The organism is Kitasatospora sp. NPDC088861 (assembly GCF_044750105.1).
GTDB lineage: Bacteria > Actinomycetota > Actinomycetes > Streptomycetales > Streptomycetaceae > Kitasatospora.
The window spans coordinates 38,422-60,644 of record NZ_JBIVJF010000031.1 but is presented as its reverse complement, the minus strand read 5'-3'; the positions used below and the strand labels follow the sequence as shown (position 1 = coordinate 60,644).

Sequence of the window (22,223 nt, the reverse complement as noted above, 5' to 3'; positions counted from 1 at the left end):
CGACCATCCTAATGCGTTCAGATCTGATACGTTCGTTTTGAGAACGATAGATTAGCAGAACGAAGATGCGCGGGCGATGGCTGCTCTGGGGATCACTGCTGTCCGTGGGTGGTGCTCCTGCTCGGCGCGGGCGGCTGGGTGGTGTACCGGAACGAGTACGACCTCAAGGGGGAACGCGTCACCATCACCGGCGGCAGACAGCCGCTGCACGGCGTCCTCGCCCGCCCGACCGGCGGCCGTACCCCCGCCGGCCTGGTCGTCCTCGTCCACGGGGACGGCCCCACCGCACCCCGCTCGCTGTTCAGCCCCGGCTACCTCGACGAGCACCGCAGCTTCCTGACCTCGCTCGGGCAGCGCTGACGGCCCAGCCGCACAGCCGGTGAACACCGACCGGCGAAAGGAGAAACGACGATGAGAGTGCTCGCCCTCGGCGGAGCGGGAGCGATGGGCCGCGTCGCCGCCCGGGTCGCCGCCCGACTGCCCGGCGTCCACGAACTCGTGATCGCCGACCGCGACCCGGACGCCGCCCGCCGCACCGCCGCCGCCCTCGCCGGCGGCCCGGTACCGGTCCGGGCCCGCCAGGTCGACGTCACCGACGGGGTGCAACTGCACGCCGCCCTCGCGAAGGTCGACGCCGTCCTCAACACCGTCGGCCCGTACTACCGCTTCGGCCTCGGCGTGCTGCGCGCGGCGATCCGCACCGGCACCCACTACCTGGACATCTGCGACGACTGGGAACCCACCGTCGCCATGCTGGAACTCGACGACGAGGCCCGCGCCGCCGGCGTCCGCGCCGTGATCGGCATGGGCGCCAGCCCCGGCGTCAGCAACCTGCTCGCCGTCCGGGCCGCCGCCCGCCTCGACACCCTGGCCGACCTCTACACCGCCTGGCCCGTCGACGCGGGCGCCGAACCCGACGACACCTCCCTGCTCGGACCGGACGGTGCCCCGCTGGCGGCCGCCGTGCACTGGATGCAGCAGATCAGCGGCACGGTCGCGGTGGTCGACGGCGGCCGGATCGTCCAGCGGCCCCCGCTGCGGCCGGTCGCCCTCGACCTGCCCGGCGGCCACCGTGGCACCGCGTACACCGTCGGCCACCCCGAACCGGTCACCCTGCACCGCAGCCTGCGGCCCGGCGGCGCGGCCGCCAACCTCATGGTCGTCACCGCCAGGACGGCCGCCTACCTGGACGTCCTGCGGGACGACCTCGACGCCGGGCGCCTCGGCAACGAGACCGCCGCCGTTGACCTCGACCGCCCCACGCTGCGCCGCACCCTGCGGGCCGCCGCCCGCGCGGCCCGCTTCCCCGGCCCCGGCAGCCTCCCCGGCTTCTTCGCCGCCGCCACCGGCAGTCGCGACGGCCGGCCGGTCACCGTCCTCGCCCGGCTCACCGGCGCCGAGGCCCTGCTCGGCGACATGGCCGAGAGCACCGGCGTGCCGGCGGCCCTCGGCCTCGCCCAGCTCCTGGACGGCGGCGTCCGCGCCCCGGGCGTCCACCCGCCCGAGGCGGCGATCGACGCCGGGCGCTTCTTCGCCGACCTGGCACGCCACTGGCCGGGCGTCGGCGTCGTGGTGGAGGAGGAGCGCCCGGGATCGTGATCAGGAGACGCGGTCAGGAGGCGTGATCAGGGGACGTGGTCAGGGCGCGGGCGCCGGTGAGGTCAGGACACGACGCCCCAGCCCTGTCCGGGGGCGGCGCCGTCGGCCGCGTCCGTGGTCACGGTCGAACCCGCCGTGCCGGTGCGGGCGTTGAGGACCAGGCCGGTGGCGACGTTGGTGACGGTGAGCGTGCCGGTGGCGCCGTCCTGGGTGACCCGCCACTCCTGCCAGCGGTTGCCGGGCGAGTAGTCGAGCAGGTAGGCGCTGTTGCCGGGGTCGGTGCCGGCGGCGAGCACGGTGTGCGCGTGGGTGGCGGTGGCGCAGTTGTCGGTGATCCGCACGGTGCCGTCCGGGTTGCTGGTGAAGGTCCACTGCTCGGAGGTGTGCGTGGGCCACCAGGTGTTGACGTCGGCGACGGCGCCGAGCGGCGAGCTACAGGTCCCCGCCACTTCGAGGACCAGCCCGCTGCTGCCGCCGGCGCCGATCGCGTGGTAGCGACCGTCGTCGACCACCGCGGCCGGCCCGGTGGCCGGCCGGGCGCTGACCCGGTACAGCGCCACGCCGTGCGGGGCCACCGAGGCGCCGAGCGTGCCGGTGACGGTCGAACTCGCGCCCGTCCACAGCTCCTTGGCGGTGTAGCCGGGCCCGGTGAGGCCGAGTTCGCCGAGGCTGGTGCTCACCGTGCGGCTCGCGGCCGGGTCCTGGTTGACGAGCAGCACGGCGGTGTCGCCGTTCGCCAGCCGCCGCTGGAGGACGACCGGCGCGGTGGCGTTCGCGGGCTTGGCGCCGACCAGGGTGGCGGGCTTGGCCAGGGTGTCCTGGTCGATCGCTATGACGTCGCGGTTCTTCAGGACCGCCAGGCTCGCGGCGTCGATCCCGGTGGACCAGGTGCGGCCGTCCGCGCTGTGCTGGGACTGCGCGGCGGTGCGCAGGTCGGCGCCGGAGACCAGCGGGGCGGCGAGCATCGCGAGGACGGAGGTCTCGGTGCGGGACTCGTCGTCGGTGAACGGCTTGTGGCAGGTGCAGGTGTCGGTGGAGCCCCAGGCGCCGTAGACGTCCTGCCAGCCGGTGAACATCATGTCGAGGTCGTTCCAGCTGCCCGGGCGCACGTTGCCGGGGTACTGCAGCGCGGTCTGCAACTGCCCGTTCCAGAGCACTCCGTCGAGTTCGCTGTCGCGGTCGCCGCCGATCCGGCAGAGGTTGGCGACCTGGCCGCACCAGACGCCGGTCGGCGCGTAGCCGGGCGCCTGGAACGGCGCGGTGCCGGCGGCCTGCACCACCGGGTCGGTGCGCGCCGGGTCGTCGGCCGCGAGCAGGTACGGGACGCCGGTGTGGGCGGGCTGGGCGGAGACGCTGAGGGTGACCTTGGGTCGGCCCTGCGCGGCGGAGGCGGCGTCGAGGGCGTGCTGGAAGGTCTGGACGCGGGCGTAGACCGAGCGGGTGAGTTCCTTTCCCTCTCCCTGCGTGTAGTAGTTGTGGCCGTCCGGGCCGGTGATCTGTGGGCCGTAGGGGCAGTCGTCGTACTTGACGTAGTCGACGCCCCAGGAGACGAAGTCGCCCGCGTCGGTGCTCTCGTGGCCGAGGCTGCCGGGGTGCATCTGGCAGGTGAGGTAGGTGTCGGTGGCGTAGAGGCCGAACTTCACGCCCTTGCTGTGCGCGTACTGGGCGAGGTACTCGATGCCGTTGACGGTCCGCCCGTTGACGGTCTGTGACGGGAAGTGGTCCGGGCGGGGGATGAGGTGGCCGGAGGTGGGGTCGGTGCCGGTGCCGTCGGTGCCGGCGACGGGGTTTCCGGCGGTGTCGTAGAGCTGCATGGCGCCGTCGGCGTTGCGGACGAGGTCGGTGGTCTGGCCGTCGCGGTGCCAGAGCGACCAGCCGTCGTCGATGGTGACGGTGTTGTAGCCGGCCGCGACCAGGCCGTTGGCGGCCATGAAGTCGATGGTCTGGACGACCTGGTCCTCGGTGACCTCGGTGCCGAGGGAGTTCCAGGAGTTCCACCCCATGGGCGGGGTGAGGGCGTTGCCGTTGCCCAGGGCGGCGGCGGGGGCGGCCGTGCCGAGGGTGAGGGCGCCGAGGCCGGTGGCGGTGAGGGCCAGCGCGAGCACGGGTGCCGCGAGGCGGTGGGGGATGTGGCGCATGCGCACTCCTGCGGGTGTGGGGGAGGTGATGGTGCGTCGGGTGGTTCGGGGTGCGCGGCCGGCCGGTTGGGGGCCGGCCGGCCGCGGTACTGCGGTGTGGGGGTCAGTCGGTGACGGCGGCGCTCGCGGTGTGCCCGGGGGCGAGGGTGACGGTGGCGTAGGTGTAGGTCACGCCGTCGACGGTCCTGGTCCGGGTGGGCCGGGCCTTGCCGTCGACGGTGATCCCGCCGTGCGGGCCGGTGAAGCGGGCCTCCCAGGTGAGCGGCGCGCCGCCGGTGTTGGTGACGGTGCTGCTGCGGTGGCCGTCGTGCCGGACGGTGACCGAGCCGGCGCCGACCGGGATGTCGGCGACCTCCAGCCAGCCCATCGAGGCGGGCAGCCGGGAGGCGGTCACGAGGGTGTGCGCGGCGGCGTCGGGCTCGACGCCGAGCAGGCCCTGCACGGTCTGGCCCAGCAGGGTGAACGGGACCTCGGGGTAGTCGCCGTTGAGCATCCGGCCGCTCGCGTGGAGCTGGTCGACGCCCTGGTAGATCTGCCGCATCCACTTCCAGGCGGTGTCGCCGTCGTGGTTGGCGAAGAAGGCGTCCGGCAGGTAGGTGTAGGCCTCCAGGTTGGTCGAGCGCTGCGGGCCGGAGTCGGCGGCGTCGATGGCGGCGAGGAGGGCGTCCCGGCGCGGGCCGGGGTCGAGCAACTGCTTGACCGGCATCAGCACGCTGGACTCGTAGCCCCAGCCGGTCACCGGCTTGCCGGTGGTGTCGTAGCCGTGCACGACCTCGCCGGGCTGCTGCCGGTCCACGCTCCAGGTGGTGTTGACGTAGTCGCGCAGCGCGGTGGCGGCCTGCCGGTAGCCGGTGGCGGCGGCGGTGTCGCCCTTGGCGGTGGCCAGGGTCTCGGCGGCGAGGTACGCCTGGTACTGGGCGCCGATCGCGTCGCCGGCCTCGGCGTAGGTGCTGGTGGCGTTCTCGGCGTAGCTCGCGGTGCCGGCGAAGATGCTGCGGCTGGTGGCCTGCGGGATGGGGAGGCCGCCGTTGTCGACCGGGCCGGGGTGCTGGGCGATGAAGGGGCCGAGGGTGTTGCGGACGTAGCCGCTCAGCGCGGGGTCGTCGGCGTAGTCGCGGTCCCCCGTCCACCGGTAGGCCTCGCCGGCCTTCTCGACCAGCTCGAACGGCGCGGGCAGCTCGCGCACGAAGCGGTCGGGGCTCCGGTAGTCGATGCTGCCGTACGTCCTGGCGTCGAAGTTGAGCGCCCAGACCGGGTAGAGCTTGTTGGTCTCGGTGGCGGAGCCGGCAAAGCCGCGCAGCATGGTCTTGTTCTCGGCGTCCAGGCCGAGCAGGTGGGCGCCGACCAGTTGGTGGGCGAAGTCGCGGCTGTAGAAGTCGGAGCGGAACGGGTAGCCGGCCCAGTAGGTGGTGTCGTAGGTGGTGGTGCCGGTGCCGCCGGGGTTGTTCTCGTCCTGGTTGAGCACGCCGGTGGTGCCGGCCTGCTGCACCCAGCTGTTGGCCTTGGTCTTGGCCCAGTCGAACAGGGCGACGACCTCCGGGTCCGAGGAGCTGATCCTCGGGTCGCCGGGGGCGGACGGGGCGACGGAGGCGTCGTCCGCGTTGACCCAGCCGGTGGGGGAGGAGCCGATGCCGAGGGTGAGCCGGTCGCCGGCCGCGACGTGCACCCGGGGCAGGGTGTACTTCGCGTAGACGGGCTGCTCGGGCAGGGTCAGCGAGCGGATCACGGTGCCGTTGACGCTGACGGAGAAGGTGCCGCCGGCGCCGCCGGTGGCGATCCAGGCGGACAGGTCGTAGCTGCCGGCGGTGACGGCGGTGACCTGCTGGGCGATCCGGTGGCCGGAGCCGGCGTCGAGGTAGGCGAGGCGGGTGCCGCCGTGCGGGTTGTTGGTGGCGACGCCGGTGTGCTCGGTGAACGTCCAGCCGTCCGTGCCCTGTTCGAAGCCGGGGTCGGTGAGGGTGAGCGGTTCGCTGCGGGTGAGGGTCCAGCGGTGGGCGGGCCGGGCGTCGCAACGGCGGCGGTCGGCTGCGCTGCTCTGCTCGTGGTCGGCGGCGCCGTCCTGCTCGCGGTCGGCCGCCGTGGTGAGGCAGGCGCCGTGTGCGGTCAGGGTGTGACTCCCGCCCGGTGCCGGGGAGATGGCGAAGGTCTCGGCGGCGGGGTCGGTGCCGCAGTCGGCCGTGCCGGGGTGCCGCCCGGTGCCGTCGAGGGCCAGGCAGCGTCCGCTCGCGGCGTTGACCAGCCGGTAGCCGTCGGTGGTGCGGTGCAACTGCCAGCGCTGGCTGAGCAGTCCCTGGCAGGCCGCGCCGACGACGGGCGTGCCGGCCGCCGGCTGCGCGTACTGCGGGCCGAGGCAGCCGCCGTCCAGGACGGAGCCGAGGACGTAGCCGCCGCCGTCGACCAGCGGGGCCGGGCCGTCGGCTCGGGCCGGTCCCGCGCCGAGGGCTTGGACGGCGAGGACGGCCAGGACGGCCAAGCCCGAGGGCAGGGCGCGGACCGGTCGGCGGCGCGGGGCGCGGGTGGGGGGCATCGGGGCTCTCCTGTCGGACGGGTGGCGGTGCGTCAGGGGGCGGGCAGCGTGCGCGGGCAGGGGTTTGAACGTTCAAATCCCCGGAGCGGCGCTGGGTGACATGTGCAATGTCACACGCCCATCCGAGTCGCGTCAACGGTCGGCGCACGGTCGGCTGCCGCCCTCCGGACTCGTCCTCCGGTTCGCGCGCCGGGAGCCGGGGCCCGCCCGGCGTCGGTGCGGGGCGGTGGCCGGCATCAGCGCAGCGCGGCGACCGGCGTCAGCGCAGGGCGGTGACCAGCATCAGCGCGGCCACGCCGAGCAGGGCGAACGCGAAGGCCCGCTGGAGGGTGCGCCCGCTGAGCCGGTCGGCGAGCCGCTTTCCGTCCCAGGCGCCGAGGATCGCGGCCCCGGTGAAGGGTGCGGCCACGGCCCAGTCGATGGCGCCGGTCGCGCCGAGGCGGGGCAGCAGCGCGGCCAGCGCGTTGGCGGTGATCACCAGCAGGCTGGTGCCCACCGCCTCGGCCATGGTGAAGGCGAGCACCGAGACCAGCGCGGGGACGGCGAGGAACCCGCCCCCGACACCCAGCAGCCCGGTGACCGCGCCGAGCCCGGCGCCGGTCGCCGTCGAGCGGCCCCACCCGGCGGCGGAACGTTCCTGCGGGGCGGCCTTCGGCGGCACCAGCATCCGCCAGGCGGCCAGCCCGGCCAGCACCGCGAACGCGCCGGTCAGCAGCGCCCCGGGCAGGTGCGCCGAGAGCGCCCCGGCGGCCGTGGCGGCGGGCAGCCCGGCGGCGGCGAACAGCGCGCCGGTGCGCCAGCGGACCCGGCCCGCCCGGGCGTGCGCGAGCAGGCCGGTCAGCGAGGTCGCGGCGACGATCACCAGGGCGGCGGTGGTGGCCAGGGCCGGGCTGAAGCCGAGCAGGTAGACCAGCGCGGGGACGGCGAGCATGCTGCCGCCCCCGCCGAGGCCGCCGAGGGCGAGGCCGACCACGGCCCCGGCGGCCAGCGCCAGGAGCAGCGCGGTCATATCGCGTCCCCGGCGTCCCTGGAGCTCCCGTCGCCGGTGCTACCGCCGCTGCCGCCGCTGCCGCCGGTGCCGGTGCCGCCGCCCGGCGTGGTGACCGGCAGTCCGGCCCGCTCCCAGGCGGTCATGCCGCCGACGACGTTCAGCACCTCGACGCCGCGTTCGGCGAGCAGCTGCGCCGCCCGCGCGGAACGGTTGCCCGAGTGACAGATCGCCAGGACGAGCCGTCCGCCCGCCTCGGGCGGCAGCGGTTCGCGGGCGGCCAGGGCGATCAGCGGCAGGTGGAGGGCGCCGGGGGCGTGGCCGGCCGTGAACTCGCCGCGCTCCCGGACGTCGAGCAGGACGGCTGTGCCGGCGCGGGCGAGCTGGTGGGCCTGGGCGGGGGTGGTCTGCCCGGGGTTGGGCGGCAGCGGGGGCATGCGGTGCTCCGGTGGTCTGGTCTGGTGCGGGCCGGACGGCGCCGGACGGGCCGCCGCGGGGCGGCGCGCCGGGCGGGCGCCCCAGGGGCGTGGGCGCCTCCTCGGTTCCGCCCGTCTCCGACGGCGACGGGCGGTCCCGCGCAATGTCCACCATAGTACCCCGGGGGGTATTATCGACCTCGTTCGGCGATACCCTGCCCCGTATCGACCGTGGGGTCGTATGCTGACACATATACCAGTGGGGGTATTGAGATCACGCCGAGGCGCCCGACGCCGCCCAGGAGGTTCCCCGTGTACTTCGCTCAGTTCTACCTCGACTGCCTCTCCCAGGCCTCGTATCTGATCGCCGACGAGACCACCGGCCAGGCCGTGATCGTCGACCCGCGCCGGGACGTCGACGAATACCTCGCCGACGCCACGGCACGCGGCCTGACCGTCGTCGGCGTCATCAACACCCACTTCCACGCCGACTTCCTGGCCGGCCACCTCGAACTGGCCGCCCGCACCGGCGCCTGGATCGGCTACGGACACCGCGCCGAGACCGAGTACCCGATCCGCAAGCTCAGCGACGGCGAACGGATCGAACTCGGCGACGTCGCCCTCCAGATCATGGAGACCCCCGGCCACACCCCCGAGTCGATCAGTGTCCTGGTCCTCGAACAGCCCGACGACGCCGTCCCGTACGGCGTGCTCACCGGCGACGCCCTGTTCATCGGCGACGTCGGCCGCCCCGACCTGCTCGCCTCCACCGGCGTCACCGCCGCCGAACTCGGCGCCATGCTCTACGACAGCGTCCACCGCAAGCTGATGGCCCTGCCCGACGAGACCCTGGTCTTCCCCGCCCACGGCGCCGGCTCCGCCTGCGGCAAGAACCTCTCCACCGACCGCCGGTCCACCATCGGCACCCAGCGCCTGACCAACTACGCCTGCCAGCCCATGGACCAGGACACCTTCGTCCGCATCGTCACCGCCGGCCAGTCCACCGCCCCCGCCTACTTCGGCCACGACGCCACCCTCAACCGCCAGGACCACCCGCTGCTCGACCCCACGACCGCAGCCCGTCCCCTGTGCCCCGAAGGCTTCAAGGAGGCCCGCACCGCGGGCGCCGTCGTCCTCGACGCCCGCAGCCCCCAGGACTTCGGTGCCGGACACATCCGAGGCGCCATCAACGTCCCCCTCGACGGCCGCTTCGCCGAACAGGCCGGCACCGTCCTCACCCCCGACAGCAACATCGCGATCATCGCCCCGCAGGACCGCGAGAACGAGGTCGTCACCCGCCTCGCCCGCATCGGCTTCGACCGCATCGCCGGCTACCTGCGCAACCCCGGCAACGCCCTGCCCGCCCTCGCCGACGACCTCACTCCCGCCAGCCGCCTCACCGCCGACCAGCTCCGCACCGCACTCGCCGGCGAACAGCCCCCCACCGTCCTGGACGTCCGAACCTGTGGCGAACGCGAAACCGGATCCATCGAAGGATCCCTGCACATCCCCCTGACCGAACTCCCCAACCGCCTGGACGAGATCCCCACCGACCGCCCCGCGGTCGTCCACTGCGCCAGCGGCCACCGCTCCTCCATCGCCGCGAGCCTGCTGCGCCACCACGGCCACCCCGACGTCTCCGACCTCCTCGGTGGCTACAACGCCTGGCACACCCTCACCCACCCCGCCGGGGCCTGAACCCAGCCGGCCCGGGCCGCGGGCGCTGCCTCGGGCCAGGCAGCCCGGTAGTCCCAGTTCTGCCCGCCGGTCTCCTCGGGCAATGAGATGGTGGGCGCGGCGATGACGTCGCCGGCGGTGACGACGGCGCACCTGGCGTGGAGGGCGAGGGCGCTGCCGGTCCACAGTTCGGCGTCGTCGGGGTGCGCGAGGGCGGCCAGGACCGAGCCCGGCACGGCACCGCTCACCACAGCCCCAGCTTCTCGATGACGTCGGCGGGCTTCGGCAGCTGGGGGGCGCCAGGCCGCGGAGGGCGACGGCCACGTCCACGTCGCGGCGCCACATCGCACCGTCGCGGCCCGCTCTTGCCGCCCGGCAGGGTGGGCAGACACGAGAGCGGGTCGGTTCGAGCCGGTGCGTTGCGGAGTGTGCGGGGCGGTGGGGTCTCCGCCGTGAGCGGGGGTTACTCGGTGACGCCGTAGTAGTCGGTGAGGAACCGGGTGATGGCCTCCTCGTGGGCGAGGAGGTGCGGCAGGTGGGTGGTGAGGGCCGTACGGGTGGCTGCGGCGAGGGCGGTCCTGGTCGCGGTGGCCTGGCGTACGTACGGGTCCAGGCGGCGGACGAGTTCGTAGTTGGACGCGATGTCGGCGCGGACCAGGTCCTGCTCCAGCGGCGGCGTGTCGGCGGCGGGGACCGGCGGCAGGATGCGGGAGACGAAGGTGACCCGGTGCAGGACGCGCCAGCAGGGCGGCTTGCGGTCGGACTGCTGGGTCTGGCGCAGTGCCGCGGCGCTGGGTGCGGAGGAGCCGGCGAGCCAGAGCGGGTCGACGACCTTGTGGAAGAAGTCGTCGAAGTTGTCCCCGGACTCGTGGAGGTAGAAGCTCATGAACCGGTAGGCGTCGACCTTCCCCGGCACCCGGCGGGGGCTGCCGTCGGGGTCGAAACGGGTCTGTCCGTCGGCGCTGTAGGCCTGGAGGTCGCCGGAGGGGCGGCAGTCCACGTCGAGGGAGTAGGAGCGGGAGGCGTCGCGGGCGCGGGTGCGGGTGACGCTGTGGCTGCCGCCGAGGCTCGCGTCGAGCTGGGCGCCGATGCCGACGCCGAACACGGTGAAGCCGAACTCGGCGCCCGCGGTGGCCATGTCCTTGACGGTGTAGGAACCGGCGGTGGTCTCGGTGACGGAGTCCGTGGTGGTGGTCGTCTCGGCGAAGAATCCTCCGTCGGCGGTCCACACGTACGTGTTGGCCAGGTCGCGCACGACGGCCCCGTCGGCAGCGGTCTGCCCGGTGCTCTCGCCCCGGTTGTCGTCGATCGGCCCGACGAAGGTCTCGGCGATCCTGGCGGCCCGCTGCTGCGTGGGATCGGGCGTGCCGGTGGCGGTGGAGACGCTCTCGTAGTAGCTGCGCAGCTGCTGCCGGCGGCGCTGGATGGCGCGTTTGAGGGCGTAGGCCTCGCGCGGCTTGTAGTAGCTGTACTCGCCGTACCGCTGGGCGTTGGGGTAGGCGGGGTCGAGGACCTTGCCGTGTTCGTCGAAGCCGACACCGCCGTCGAGGGTGCCCTGCTTGGTGTACTGGGGGTTGATGGGGAAGGTGAGGATGTTCCAGTCCCTGGGGATGTCGGGGTTGGGCAGCATCCGGTAGGCGACGAGCGTGCCGGTGTGGGCGAGGCGCAGCGCGAACACGTCGGCGGTCTGCGACTGCACCAGAGCGAAGCCGGTGTTGGCGGGCTGGTAGCGGCGGCCGAGCGCGGGGTTGAGCAGGTGGGCGGGGTCCTCCCAGTGGCCGGTGAGGGCGACGGTGGTGGCCCGCGCGGTGTCGGTGGCCTGGGTGAGGGTGGTCGCGTCGGTCCAGGTGTTGGTGAATTCGAGGGTGTTGTCCAGGCTGAGGACGGCGCCGCCCTTGACCGCCGGTTTGGCGGTGCCGATGCCCAGCGGGGCCATGATGAGCAGGGTGTCCGCGTCGTAGGTGTTCTTGAACGCGAAGTGGAAGGCGGCGTCCGCGCTGCGGTCGCGGGAGGAGGACAGCGACTCGGTGACGGAGTCGGCGGTGGTGAATCCGACGCTGGAGGCGCCCCGGTAGTCGTTGCCCTGGCCGGTGAGGTTCTCGGAGGGGACCGGCGGGGCGCCTTCGATGTAGCCGATGAGCTGGGGGTCGTACTGGACCTGGCTGACCCACTCGCTGACCAGGTCACCCACCTTGTAGCCGGTGACCAGGCGCCAGCGGCCCTCCTCGGTGAGGTAGGAGTAGGCGCGTTTCATCACACCGGTGGCAGTGCCGTCGGCCGCGTACTGCATGTCGGCGTACTCGCCGACGGCCGGTGCGGTGGCGACGGTCTCGTGGAAGGGGGTGCGCACGCCGGAGACGGCGGAGCGCACGGCCGCGGTGTCGGTGGAGACCGGAGCGGTGGACAGGACCACGGTCGGCGCGGCGCCGGGGCCGGGCCGCAGGTGGTTGCCGCGCAGGCCCATGTCGCGGACCACGTCGGTGCCGCCGGAGGTGGAGTCCCGGTCGAAGGGCCAGTAGCCGATCAGGTCTTCCTTGTCGCCCTTGAGGCGGGTGAAGAGGTTGTCGCTGATCTGTTCCGCGGTGCGGGCGGTGCGCCAGACCCGGACCTCTTCGAGGGTCCCGTCGAGGGCGTCGGTGACGGTGGTGCCGGCCAGGCGGGCGCCGAGGGTGAACTGCCGTTCCCCGTAGTGCGTCGGGCTGTCGGGGGCCGCCGCGTCGACCGGATCGGTGGCCAGCGCGATGCCGTTGCGGTAGAGGCGGAAGACGCTGGCCCGGGGGTCGGGGTCGCGCGTCCAGGTGGCGCCGCGCAGCCGGGCGGTGTGGGCGCCGGTGGTGTCGGTCGTGGTGCTGCCGGTGTTCTCCTCGAAGGTGAACCGGGCCACCAGACCGGTGTCGCGCGGGGAGACCGGGGTGCCGATGACGGCGGCGTCGCGGGCCTTGTTCCAGATCCGGACCTCGCCGAGGACGCCGCGCGTCCCGTACGTCCGCATGCCCTCCCGGACCCGCCCGATCTCCAGGGTGCCGGTGCCGCTCTCGGGGCCGGGGCCGGTGTAGCGGGAGGTTCCGGTGGGGGTGCCGTCGATGTAGAAGGTGATGTCGTCCCAGGCGTGGACGTCGACGCCCTGGACGACGTCGACGGTCTGGGTGGTGCCGGCTCCGTCCGGGCCGGTGAGGGCGATCTGCCGGGTGCCCCGCTGTTCGGTGGTCTCGCGGCCGGCCCGCTTGACGACGGCGATCCGGGTGAAGCGGCCGGAGGGGACGGTGGCCGTCGACACGAAGCGCCGGACGACCGGACCGGCCTCCTCGAAGGCGAACTCCAGCCTGCCGTCCGGGCGTACGGACAGCTGGTAGGGCACGTGCTCCTCGCCGCCGAGCCGGCCACGGGTGATCAGGCCCTGGGTGGTGCCGAGGCGTTCCAGCGTGCCGAAGACCTCCAGGGTGAGGTCGCCGGTGAGGCCGAGGGAGTCGTCCCCGTCGCTGTCCAGCCAGGACGAGCCGTCGAGCCGGACGGCCCAGGACTGTTCGAAAGCGGAGGCCACGTGGGCCCACTCGCCGGCCGGGAAGACGTCCCGGCTGCGGACGGCGCGCTCACCGACGCCGGCGACGACCCGGTAGCCCTTGGAGTGGGACTCGCCCGCCTGCGGGGTTCCGCCGAGGACGCCGTGGCGGCCGTGACCGGAGGTGTCCAGGAACTGCTGGTCGCCGCAGGTCCACGAGCCGAGCAGGCCGGGCAGTCCGCTGGCGACGTTCTGCCGCATCAGGTCACGGATCTCGTCGGCCGTCCGAGCGCGGTTCCACACCCGCAGGCTGTCGATGCCGCCCCGGAAGGACGCGGCGGCGCCGAGACCGCCGAGCACGAGCCGTCCGTCGCGGGTGACGGTTCGGGCCGTGGAACGGCGGGCGGCCTCGACGCCGTCGCGGTAGAGGACCTGGGTGCGGGTGGCGGGGTCGAGGACGGCGGCCCAGTGGTGCCAGTCGGTGTCGGTGTACGACGCGGCGGTGGTGAGGACCTCGCTCCCGAGGGCGAAGGAGACCGTCCCGGCCTGGTCGTAGGACAGGGACAGCGCGCCGGCGCCGTAGGACAGGATCGTCTCGCTCGCGGTGTGGGCGGCGACGGCCCGCCTGGCCCACAGCTCGATGGTCAGGGCGGTTCCGGACAGGGCGAGGCCGTCGACGGACACCTGGTCGTCGGCGCCGTCGAAGACCACCGCCGTACGGGCGGTGGCATCGGCGAGCAGCAGGCTGTAAGGGGCGTCGGCGTCGTTCGCGGCGTGCACCAGACACGCGGTGCGGGTGGCCCGGTAGGGGTTGACCCACGCCTCGACCGTGACGTTCGAGGCGGTCGTGGTGGTGGGGAGGGCCGCGGCGGGCAGGGCCAGGTACTGGTCGGTGCCGTTGAAGGCGAAGGCGCGGCCGGGGGACGAGCCGCGCCAGCGGCAGGGCTGTCCGACGACGGCGTCGTCGGCGGTGCCGTCCTGCACCCGGGCGTCGGGGGAGGCCGCCGCGACGGTGACGAGGCGGGAACCGCGGGAGAGGTCCGCGCCGGGCCGCTCGGCGCGTGCCAGGGCGGGGTCGTACGGGACGAGGCGCACGGGCGAGCCGGGCGCGGGGCGGCAGGGCCGGTCGACGCGCAGTGCGGTGGCCCCGGCCGGGGCCGACTCGGTGAGCAGCCGGACGCCGTCGTCGGTGGCGATGTAGGCGGGGGCGGCGAGCGGCCGGCCGAGTGGGGCCGCCAGGCCGAGCGTGGCTTCGGCGGCGGAGGGGTCCGAGGCGTCTGAGGGGTCCGGTCCGTCGGTCCGGACGGGCTCGGCGGCGGTGCCGAGCGTCTGCGGGACGTGCGTGGCGCCCGAGAGCACGTCGACGAGCGTGCCGGTGTCGCGGGGCAGGGCGCGCCAGACCTCGCGGTCGCCGGGCAGGTCGATGGTGAGGTCGCACAACCCCGGCTGCCCCTGGACCGCGGTGACGCTCACGCTCACCCCGGTCAGGTCCACTCCGGCGTCCCTGGCGGTGAACAGCAGCGCGGCGTCCCCGATGCCGAGGGTCTTGGTGCCGCGCACCACCTGGGTGTCGTAGTAGGCGGCGAAGAACTGGTCGTTGAGGCCGCGGAAGTACAGCGCGACGTGGCCGGTGGCACTGTCCATCAGGAAGGGCCGTGAGGAGGTGCGGGCGAAGGACAGCAGTCCGCCGGTGGAGCCGAGCCCGGTGGCGTCGGTGCCCAGGTGCGCGGCGGCGACCGTCACGTCGTCGGTGCCGGACAGGCCGTCGGTGAACCGGCCGAGTTCGTCCTGTGCGGAAGTCAGGGCCGCTTCGCGGACGGCGAGTTGGAGGGTGACGTCGTTGAGCTGCTCCTGGGCGGCCAGCAGCGCCTGGAGCTGTTCCTGGGCGGCGTCGTGGGCGTTGCGCGCGGCGGTGAAGGCGGTGTCCGCACCGGACCAGGAGATCCGGTCGATCCGGCACCGGCCCTCGCCGCCGGCCATGACGGTGGAGCTGGTGTACTGGGCCAGGTAGTTGCCGCCGGCGGCGCGGATCGCGAGCGTCTTGCCGCTGTGGTAGGCGACGATCTGGTAGGTGCCCTCGGACTGGGGGATCACGGCGAACAGTTCGTTGGCGGTGTTGGCGTTGCTGCTGTTGTACAGCTGGACGTAGCTGCCCTCGGCGCTGGTGCCGCCGTAGACGTTCATCTGGTAGCCGCCGTTGACGAGGCGGATGAAGTAGAGCTTGCGGCCGACGCCGTCCCGCCAGCCGGAGTAGACGAACCGCCAGCTGCTGATGCCGGGCACGGTGTCCCAACCGTTCAGGGGGTTCTTGTGGTGGAGGGTGTTGCCCTGCGGGCCGACCCAGTAGCTGTGGCCGTCGGGCCTGGTGAAGCGCAGCTGGGCGTTGTCCCAGTCCGCGGGGTTGTCGCGCTGGAGTTCCCACTGCGCCTCGGCCGCGGTCAGTGCGTGCCGCGTGGCGTCCTCCGCGGCCTGGCGGGCCGGGATGTCCGCGCAGGTGGCGGTGAGGGTGACCGACTGGGCCCGCAGGTCCGCGATCTCGGTCCGGAGGCCCTTGATCCGCTGTTCCAGCGCGCTCTGGTGGTCCAGGTCCTCGTGCTCCCGGGTGGTGAGGTCCGGCAGGGTCAGGACGTCGGCGACCTGCGCGAGCCGGCCGTCGGCGCCGACGGCGAGATCGAGGACGGCGAGGCGGGGTTCGGCGTCCGGCGCGGCCGCGTCGCCCGTGGCGCACGACAGCAGCACCCGGGTCTGGTGCTTGGCGGGCTTGGGCACGTCGTGGTACCCGGCAGCCTGGGCCTCCTGCTGGTGGTAGAGGATCGCCGACGGGGCGGAGAGGACGGTGCGGGCGGCGAAGGAGAAGCTGTCCCGGCGGATGCCCGCGTGCTCGCCCACCGGCGCCGTCGAGGTCACCCACGACACGGCCCCGGACAGGGCGGCATGCCGCGCACGGTCCGTCTGGTCGTGCGCCACGGAACCTGACGCCTCGTCGAAGCGGTAGTACGCGACCAGTCCGGGTTCGTCCCCGACCAGCCGGTGGCCGCGATCCTGCCGCAGCTCGTCCTGCGCCCGGGCCCGGTCCCAGATCCGCAGCTCGTCGGCGTCGAACGCCACGTTCCGCCCGGCGCCGCCGAGCACCGCGGTGCCGGTGCCGGGCGGCGGGGTGAACGGACCGGTCCCGCAGGGCAGTCCGTCCACGTGCAGCGTGGCCGTACCGTCCCGGCAGACCACGGCGAGGTGGGCGTACTCGCCGGCCGCCAGGGCCCGGGTCCCGGTGACGGTGCCCGACCCGCTGAGCAGGGGCACGCCGCCCTCGGCCAGCTCCAGCACGAAGCCGTCGGTGTACACGGTCGTGGCCGCCGCCCGCTCGGGCCGCAGCCACACCTCGACGGTGAACTCCGGCCCGTCCCGCACGCCGGCGACCGCCGCCGCCGCGTCGGGCCCGGCCAGCCGCAGCGCGGTCTCCCCGGAGCCGGAGCGGGACGCCACCGGCACCAGCGGCGCCCCCGTGAAGGGGCAGGTGCCGGGCTCCCGCTCGTACACGGCGCCCTGGTAGGCGGGGTCGGGGCTGGTCCAGGCCCGGCTTCCCCGGGTGTCGAACAGCCCGTCCGTGCTCTGCTCCACGCTCAGGGCGTCGATCCGGGAGGTGGCCGTGTTGTGGCTGAAGAACTGCCAGCGGCCGGTGCCCGCGACGCTGGTGGGTACGAGCAGCGCCGTGAACCGCCCCTCGCTCAGGTTCCTTACGAAGCCGAGTACCTGCGTCGGCTCGCGGAACGGACGGCCCTCCATGTCGGTGCCGCCCAGGCTGTCCTTCGCCGAATCCGGCCGGTCCTTGCTGCGGCTGCGCCGGTAGCGGATCTCCCGTACGGGCTTGAGGACACCGTCCACCAGCAGGAAGCGGTCGCACAGCAGCGCCGAGTCGACCAGCGCTGCCCCCGTCGCGCCCCCCGACGCCCGGCCGGGCCCCGCCTCGCGCACGGCGTCCGGGTGTCCGGCGGCCACCGACTGGCGCAGCACCACCACGTACGTGCCGTCCGACAGCACCTGGAACGGGACGGCGGCGGTGAGCCGGGCCGTGCTGGACAGGAACGGGTCGCTCTCCTGCGGGGCGAGCACCTGCGTGTGCTCCGCCTCGACCCGCCCGCCCTTCTTGACGTGAGGCATCGTCACGGTACCGAGCGCGGCGTACCCGACGCGGACGAGCTCCTCGGGAAAGGACAGCTCCAGCGGATCCTCGGTCCAGTAGGCGGCGTCCGCCTCCCCCCGGGCGGGATCGTAGGCACCGAGCGCCAGGACCGAGTACACGATGCGCCGCTGGTCGTCCATCGCGAACGCCACGGTCGTTCCTTGATGGCGGACCACCGTGGTGGAGCTGTAGGTGCGGTCACTGTAGACCTTCACCACGCCGTCACTGACACTCATGAAGCCCGCTCCCTCGGCCGTGCACGTGGACATGACGCACAACCGGGACCCTACGGAAAGTACATCCTCGTAACCAGGGAGTGATTTCGGCCATGCCTGAACTGGCTGTTCCTGGGGTCCGGCTCGGGTTTTGCGGGAGGCGGGGCCCGGATCGGCGTCTTCGCGTCGTAGCGCCGGACTGCGGAGTCTGACGCCCGATTGACATCCGCTGTCTCACCCGCCGGGCAAGGGCGTGTCCCCCTTCGCCGTTCACACCCGCGGCCGAGTGCCGGCCGATTCACCCGTGCGGGTGCTCCACGCCGTACGGGAGCGGCGACGGGATCATCACGCCAGCGGTCCCTGGTCGACTGCCACGGAGGGTTCGATTCGCTTGCGCCGGACGATGAGTACGACGATCAGCGCGATCTGCAGCGCGATGAGCAGGACCATGCCGACCGAAACACCTGGTTCGGGGCCGACCAGGTTCGAGATCAGGCTGGTGTCCCACAGGCCGTGGACCAGCATCGGGAGCAGGATGACCCCGCCGACGCGCAGACACAGGTAGAAGAAGTAACCGGAGGTCGCCACGATCACCGCCTGCCCGATCGCCTGCGGGCCGGTGCTGATGGCATTGCTGACGTGGACCAGTCCGAAGACGACCGAGGAGAACAACGCGGTCCGGCCCTCGCTGAGGCCGGCCCGCCGGAAGACCTGGACACCGACGCCGCGGAACATCAACTCCTCACCGACCCCGACGAACACCCCGAGCACCAGCAGGCACACCACCAGCGACGCCTGCTGCTGGGCGAGATGCCCGTAGTTGAGCCCCGCGACCGCAGCGACGATCATCGAGATCGGCACCAGGTGCACCCACCGCCGCACAGGTGCGCGGTAGCGGAAGACAGCGGGCCACCACCTGAGCCAGGTGATCACCGCGCTCACGAACACGATGGAGGCGCCGATCGGGATCAGCGCGTTGTGGACGATCGCCTCGGTCGTCGGGAACTGGCTCCGGGAGTTCCCGTTGTCCACGTGAATGGCCGCGCCGAGCCCTTGGATGATGCCCAGGTAGACGATGACGATCAGGGCGTAGCCGAGCCAGGTCAGCCGTCGGCCGTGGTCGGCCGCGGCCGGCGGGTCCGGAGCGGAGGAGTCGTTCGTGCCCGGTACCGCCACGGGCACTTCGTGCCCGTCGTCATTGCTCGTCACGCTCATGCCGCCGCTTCTCCTGTCCGAGCCCACACACTCTGAGCCCCCGGCGTCAGCCGGATGCCGTTACAGGGGGAGTACTGTATAAGGTATACAAGCACCTTAATGGGATATTCCGCTATGCCCGCTTGAACAGGAAAGGTCCCGCTGTCACCAGTGGGGCCTTCCTTGGCGCGGGGCAGGGCGCTTCCTGCGGTTGTGCGGTGCTCGCTGACCGATGCCGGCTGCTGACGCGGGCCCTTCGACGCCGTGAAGGTGTGCCGGGTTGCAGGCGCCGGATCGGGAGCCGGGTCGGGAGCCGGACCGTGGTCGGACCACAGAGCCCAGGCGGCTCCTGGCGGGGAAACAGTCGCCTGCCGCGCAGTGCACGGAGCCTGCCCCAGGGCGCACGGGCCGGGATGTCGCGGGTTGCCTGCCACGGGCGACGCCTACGCTCATGAACGTTCACTCCCCGCGAGGTGCCGGGTCGTCTGGACGCGGCCTTCGTCAGAAGCAGGGTGGCCCACGGTACTTTGCGTGACGTGGACTGTGCCGCCGCCCGTGCGGTGACCGGTGTGCTGGGGGGCCTGGCCTGCCACAGACCTGTCGGAGTTGCCCACGGTGCCGTACGCGGTGCTGGCCGGACTGTCCAACGAGGAGTCGGTGGCCGGTCGGGACGGCCGTAGCCGGGTTCGAGCCATCGCCCGGACATCGTCGCCATCCGCAGCTGCCGCGACGTCACCCGGCTGAAGGGTGGGGGAGGGGCGCGCCGGCGGGCCGTCAGTCGGTGGCGCGCTGGGCCCGGTGGGCGGCGACCCGCACCCGGGTGGCGCAGCGCGGGGTGCAGAAGCGCTGCGGGGTGCGGCGGCCGGTGTCGATGAAGAACCGGTCGCAGTCGGGGGCGGCGCACTCGCCCCAGGCGCAGGTGCCGCGCTCGCTGAGCCACAGGCCGAGGGCCAGGGCGGAGGTGGAGAGCAGCCAGTGGGTGAGGCCGGCGGCCGGGGGCGCCTGGGTGTGCATCGACCAGGGGCGGCCGGGGAGGCGGACGAGGCGGGGGCGGGCCGGGTAGTGGTCGAGCAGGGTGTTGATCGCTTCGGCCGCCTCGTCCTCGTCGTGGAGGGCGAGGATGCCGATCAGCGGGGCGGCGGCTTCGCGCAGCTCCCGGGCGTCGGCGTCGGTGAGGCGGAAGGGCGGGCCTCCGTGGCGTTCCAGGAGGGCTTGCAGATCGGCGGCGCCCGCCTCGGGGTCGGCGCGGACGGTGTTCGCGAGCTCGGTGACGAAGTGGAGGCCGCGGGGGTTGCCGCCGTCGTGGTCCTGGGTCATGGGTACGCCCCTTCCGATCGTTTGCGCACCCCATGGTAACGTCGAAATCAAAGATTAGGCGTTACGAAGGAGTGGCATGCGATTCCCGGCAACGACGTCCGTCCTGATCGTCGGCGCAGGCCCGGTCGGCCTGACCATGTCGCTCCTCCTCTCCGGGCACGGCGTGCCGCACCTGCTCGTCGAGGCGCACCAGGGCACCTCCCGCCACCCCAAGGCCCGTGGCGTGTCCGCGCGTTCGATGGAGATCTTCCGCAGGCTCGGACTGGAAGCCGACATCCGGCAGGCCGGGCTCCCGGCCTCGCACGTCTTCTTCTACCGTGGCCGCGACCTCGTCGACCCGGACTTCGTACGCACCGGCGTGGCCGGCGCCCCGGACGGCGGCGCCGAGCGCACCCCGTCGCCGGGGCTCATCTGCTCGCAGGACGCCCTGGAGGCCGTGCTGCTGCGCCGGGCCCGTGAACTCGCGCCGGACGGCGTACGGTTCGCCACCCGGCTGCTCTCCTTCACCGAGTTCACCGAGTTCACCGAGCCCGCCGCCGTCGGCGCCTCCGCCGGCGGCGGCGAGGGCGTGCACGCGGTGCTGGAGGACCGGGCCACCGGCGACCGGCACACCGTGCGCGCCGACTGGCTGATCGGCTGCGACGGCGCAGCGAGCACCGTCCGCACCGGCGCCGGGATCGCCATGGCAGGGCCGACCGGCCTCGGCCACTTCCTCAGCATCCGCTTCGAGGCGCCGCTCGGCGAGGTCGTCGCCGACCGGGCCAGCGCGTCCTACTTCCTCACCGAGCCCGGCCGCGGCGGCTTCCTGGCCGTGGACAACGACCGGCACTGGATCTACCAGCACCCCTACGACCCCGGGCGCGACGACCTTGCCGACCTCCTCGGCGACCACCGGCAGCTGGCCCGGCTGGTGCGCGACGCCGCCGGACTGCCCGACCTCGACGTCACCGTCCGGGACACCCAGACCTGGCGGCTGGACGCCCAACTCGCCGACACCTACCGCCGGTCACGGGTCCTGATCGCGGGCGACGCGGCCCATGTGACGCCCCCCACCGGTGGACACGGCATGAACACCGGCATCGGCGACGCCGACAACCTGGCCTGGAAGCTCGCCGCGGTCGTGGCCGGGTCGGCCGGCGAAGCGCTGCTGGACACCTACCAGGCCGAGCGCCGCCCCGTCGCCAGCCAGGTCATCGACCTGTCCCTCGCCAACTCCCGCGCCCGCACCGGCTACCGGATCGACGACGAACTGCTGCTCACGGCGGCCTACCGCTCCACCGCCGTCCACGCCGACCCCGACGCACCCGCCCGCCCGCCGCTGGACCCGGACGGCGAGCACCCCGACGGCGGGCCCGGTGGCCGCCTCCCGCACCTGCGCCTGGCCGGACTCCCCGGGGCGGCGTCGACGCTCGACCTCGTCGGCCCCGGCTTCACCCTGCTCACACCCACCGGCGACCCCGCCTGGCAACGCCAGGCCGACACCGCCGCAGCGGCAGGTCTGCCCGTCGTGCTGCGGCCACTGCCCGCAGCCGACTGGCCCGGCCTCTCCGGCCTCCCCGCCACCGGCGCGCTCCTCACCCGCCCCGACGGCCACATCGCCTGGCAGGCGCCCCACCCGCCCGCCGGCGACGCCGAGTTGCGGGAAGTCCTGCGGCGGATCCTGTCGGCGTAGGCGGCCGACCCGAGGCCACCGGCCGACCCGACGCCACTGGCCGGGACCGTCACCGAATGCCGGCGGAGTACGACCGCGTCACGGTCGACGACGACCCGCGCGGGTACGTCCGCCGGCAGTACCGGCTCTGGCGCGACGTCAGGCCGTACGGGGTCCCGCCTCCAGCAGCTGGTCCAGCACCCGGCCGAAGACCAGGCGTCCGGCGCGGGCCACGAGCGGGTCGAGTGCCGCGGGCAGGCGCGCGACCCGGAGTTCCTCCGTCCAGGTCACCTCGGATCCGCCGGTCTCCCCGGTCTGCCCGGTGTCCTGGCCGGGGGCTCGCACGCGCAGTTCGGCCCAGCCGAGCACCAGCCGGCCCCGCTTCTCCAGCCGGCACAGCCCGTCGCGCCCGGGTGCGGGGGCGGCCAGGCCGACGATCTCCATCGGGTCGTCGAACCGGAACGGCCCGATGACCGTCCGGGCCAGGATGGCGTCCCCCGCCTGCCCGCCACCGCCCCGCACCACGGTGACCCGGGTGAACGGCACCCGGTCCCCGTGCCGGGGCCAGGCGGTCAGCCGCTCCCAGCAGACGGCAGGGGGCAGCGGCGAACGGCGGGTCAGGACGAAGCGGGCCATGCCTCACCTTAGGGTCCGCCGCACCGCAGGTGCTGAAGACGGAGCCTGGCGTCCTTCGCCAGCAGGTCGCGGCCGATCAGGGAGATCGCGGCCAGGCCTTTGCGAACCGGCGCACCAGTGCACCAGTGCACCGGTCCGGGCACTCCGGGAGCTGACCCGCCCGCCACGTTCACGTCCCCGCCGGGG

General features: G+C 73.7%; 13 protein-coding genes. 4 read left to right on the top strand and 9 right to left on the bottom strand.

Annotation, left to right across the window (positions count from 1 at the left end; translation table 11 throughout):
- The first annotated feature begins 108 nt into the window (after positions 1-108).
- The gene (locus ACIP37_RS32645; protein ID WP_363632026.1) at positions 109-360 is read left to right on the top strand and encodes a hypothetical protein; all 252 of its coding nucleotides are present in this window, start codon (positions 109-111) and stop codon (positions 358-360) included.
- Positions 361-411: 51 nt separating this feature from the next.
- Positions 412-1,599: a saccharopine dehydrogenase NADP-binding domain-containing protein gene (locus ACIP37_RS32640; RefSeq protein WP_363632024.1), complete on the top strand. Its 1,188-nt coding sequence runs from the start codon at positions 412-414 to the stop codon at positions 1,597-1,599.
- A gap of 62 nt (positions 1,600-1,661) precedes the next feature.
- Here the strand turns inward: ACIP37_RS32640 and ACIP37_RS32635 are convergent, their stop codons facing one another.
- The 4 genes from ACIP37_RS32635 to ACIP37_RS32620 all read right to left on the bottom strand — a co-directional run bounded on the left by ACIP37_RS32635 (position 1,662) and on the right by ACIP37_RS32620 (position 7,689).
- Positions 1,662-3,737 carry an RICIN domain-containing protein gene (locus tag ACIP37_RS32635; protein ID WP_400807938.1) on the bottom strand — a complete coding sequence of 692 codons (2,076 nt, stop codon included), beginning with the start codon at positions 3,735-3,737 and terminating at the stop codon, positions 1,662-1,664.
- Positions 3,738-3,840: 103 nt separating this feature from the next.
- On the bottom strand, positions 3,841-6,264 hold the full coding sequence (locus ACIP37_RS32630; protein WP_400807935.1) for an RICIN domain-containing protein: 2,424 nt from the start codon (positions 6,262-6,264) through the stop codon (positions 3,841-3,843).
- A gap of 259 nt (positions 6,265-6,523) precedes the next feature.
- Positions 6,524-7,273 (bottom strand): sulfite exporter TauE/SafE family protein, encoded by a 750-nt coding sequence (locus ACIP37_RS32625; RefSeq protein WP_363376397.1) that lies wholly within the window; start codon positions 7,271-7,273, stop codon positions 6,524-6,526.
- Positions 7,270-7,689 carry a rhodanese-like domain-containing protein gene (locus tag ACIP37_RS32620; RefSeq protein ID WP_363632018.1) on the bottom strand — a complete coding sequence of 140 codons (420 nt, stop codon included), beginning with the start codon at positions 7,687-7,689 and terminating at the stop codon, positions 7,270-7,272. Before ACIP37_RS32620 ends, ACIP37_RS32625 begins: the two co-directional genes overlap by 4 nt.
- A 291-nt stretch (positions 7,690-7,980) precedes the next feature.
- Here ACIP37_RS32620 and ACIP37_RS32615 point away from each other — a divergent pair, with 291 nt between their 5' ends.
- The gene (locus tag ACIP37_RS32615; protein WP_363632016.1) at positions 7,981-9,366 is read left to right on the top strand and encodes a rhodanese-like domain-containing protein; all 1,386 of its coding nucleotides are present in this window, start codon (positions 7,981-7,983) and stop codon (positions 9,364-9,366) included.
- Here the strand turns inward: ACIP37_RS32615 and ACIP37_RS32610 are convergent.
- From ACIP37_RS32610 to ACIP37_RS32595, 4 genes are all read right to left on the bottom strand, one after another.
- Positions 9,324-9,593 (bottom strand): hypothetical protein, encoded by a 270-nt coding sequence (locus ACIP37_RS32610; protein WP_363586368.1) that lies wholly within the window; start codon positions 9,591-9,593, stop codon positions 9,324-9,326. The genes ACIP37_RS32615 and ACIP37_RS32610 overlap by 43 nt on opposite strands.
- Before the next feature lie 215 nt (positions 9,594-9,808).
- Positions 9,809-17,260 (bottom strand): LamG-like jellyroll fold domain-containing protein, encoded by a 7,452-nt coding sequence (locus ACIP37_RS32605; protein ID WP_363632014.1) that lies wholly within the window; start codon positions 17,258-17,260, stop codon positions 9,809-9,811.
- 324 nt (positions 17,261-17,584) lie between these two features.
- Positions 17,585-18,454 carry a type II CAAX endopeptidase family protein gene (locus ACIP37_RS32600; RefSeq protein ID WP_363586370.1) on the bottom strand — a complete coding sequence of 290 codons (870 nt, stop codon included), beginning with the start codon at positions 18,452-18,454 and terminating at the stop codon, positions 17,585-17,587.
- 753 nt (positions 18,455-19,207) lie between these two features.
- A complete protein-coding gene (locus ACIP37_RS32595) occupies positions 19,208-19,750 on the bottom strand; it encodes a CGNR zinc finger domain-containing protein (protein ID WP_400807928.1) in 543 nt (180 codons plus the stop codon).
- Positions 19,751-19,826: 76 nt separating this feature from the next.
- Here ACIP37_RS32595 and ACIP37_RS32590 point away from each other — a divergent pair, with 76 nt between their 5' ends.
- Positions 19,827-21,422: an FAD-dependent monooxygenase gene (locus tag ACIP37_RS32590; protein ID WP_400807925.1), complete on the top strand. Its 1,596-nt coding sequence runs from the start codon at positions 19,827-19,829 to the stop codon at positions 21,420-21,422.
- A 138-nt stretch (positions 21,423-21,560) separates the two neighbouring features.
- Here ACIP37_RS32590 and ACIP37_RS32585 read toward each other — a convergent pair whose 3' ends face one another.
- On the bottom strand, positions 21,561-22,037 hold the full coding sequence (locus tag ACIP37_RS32585) for an SRPBCC family protein (RefSeq protein WP_400807922.1): 477 nt from the start codon (positions 22,035-22,037) through the stop codon (positions 21,561-21,563).
- Between the last annotated feature and the right edge of the window lie 186 nt (positions 22,038-22,223).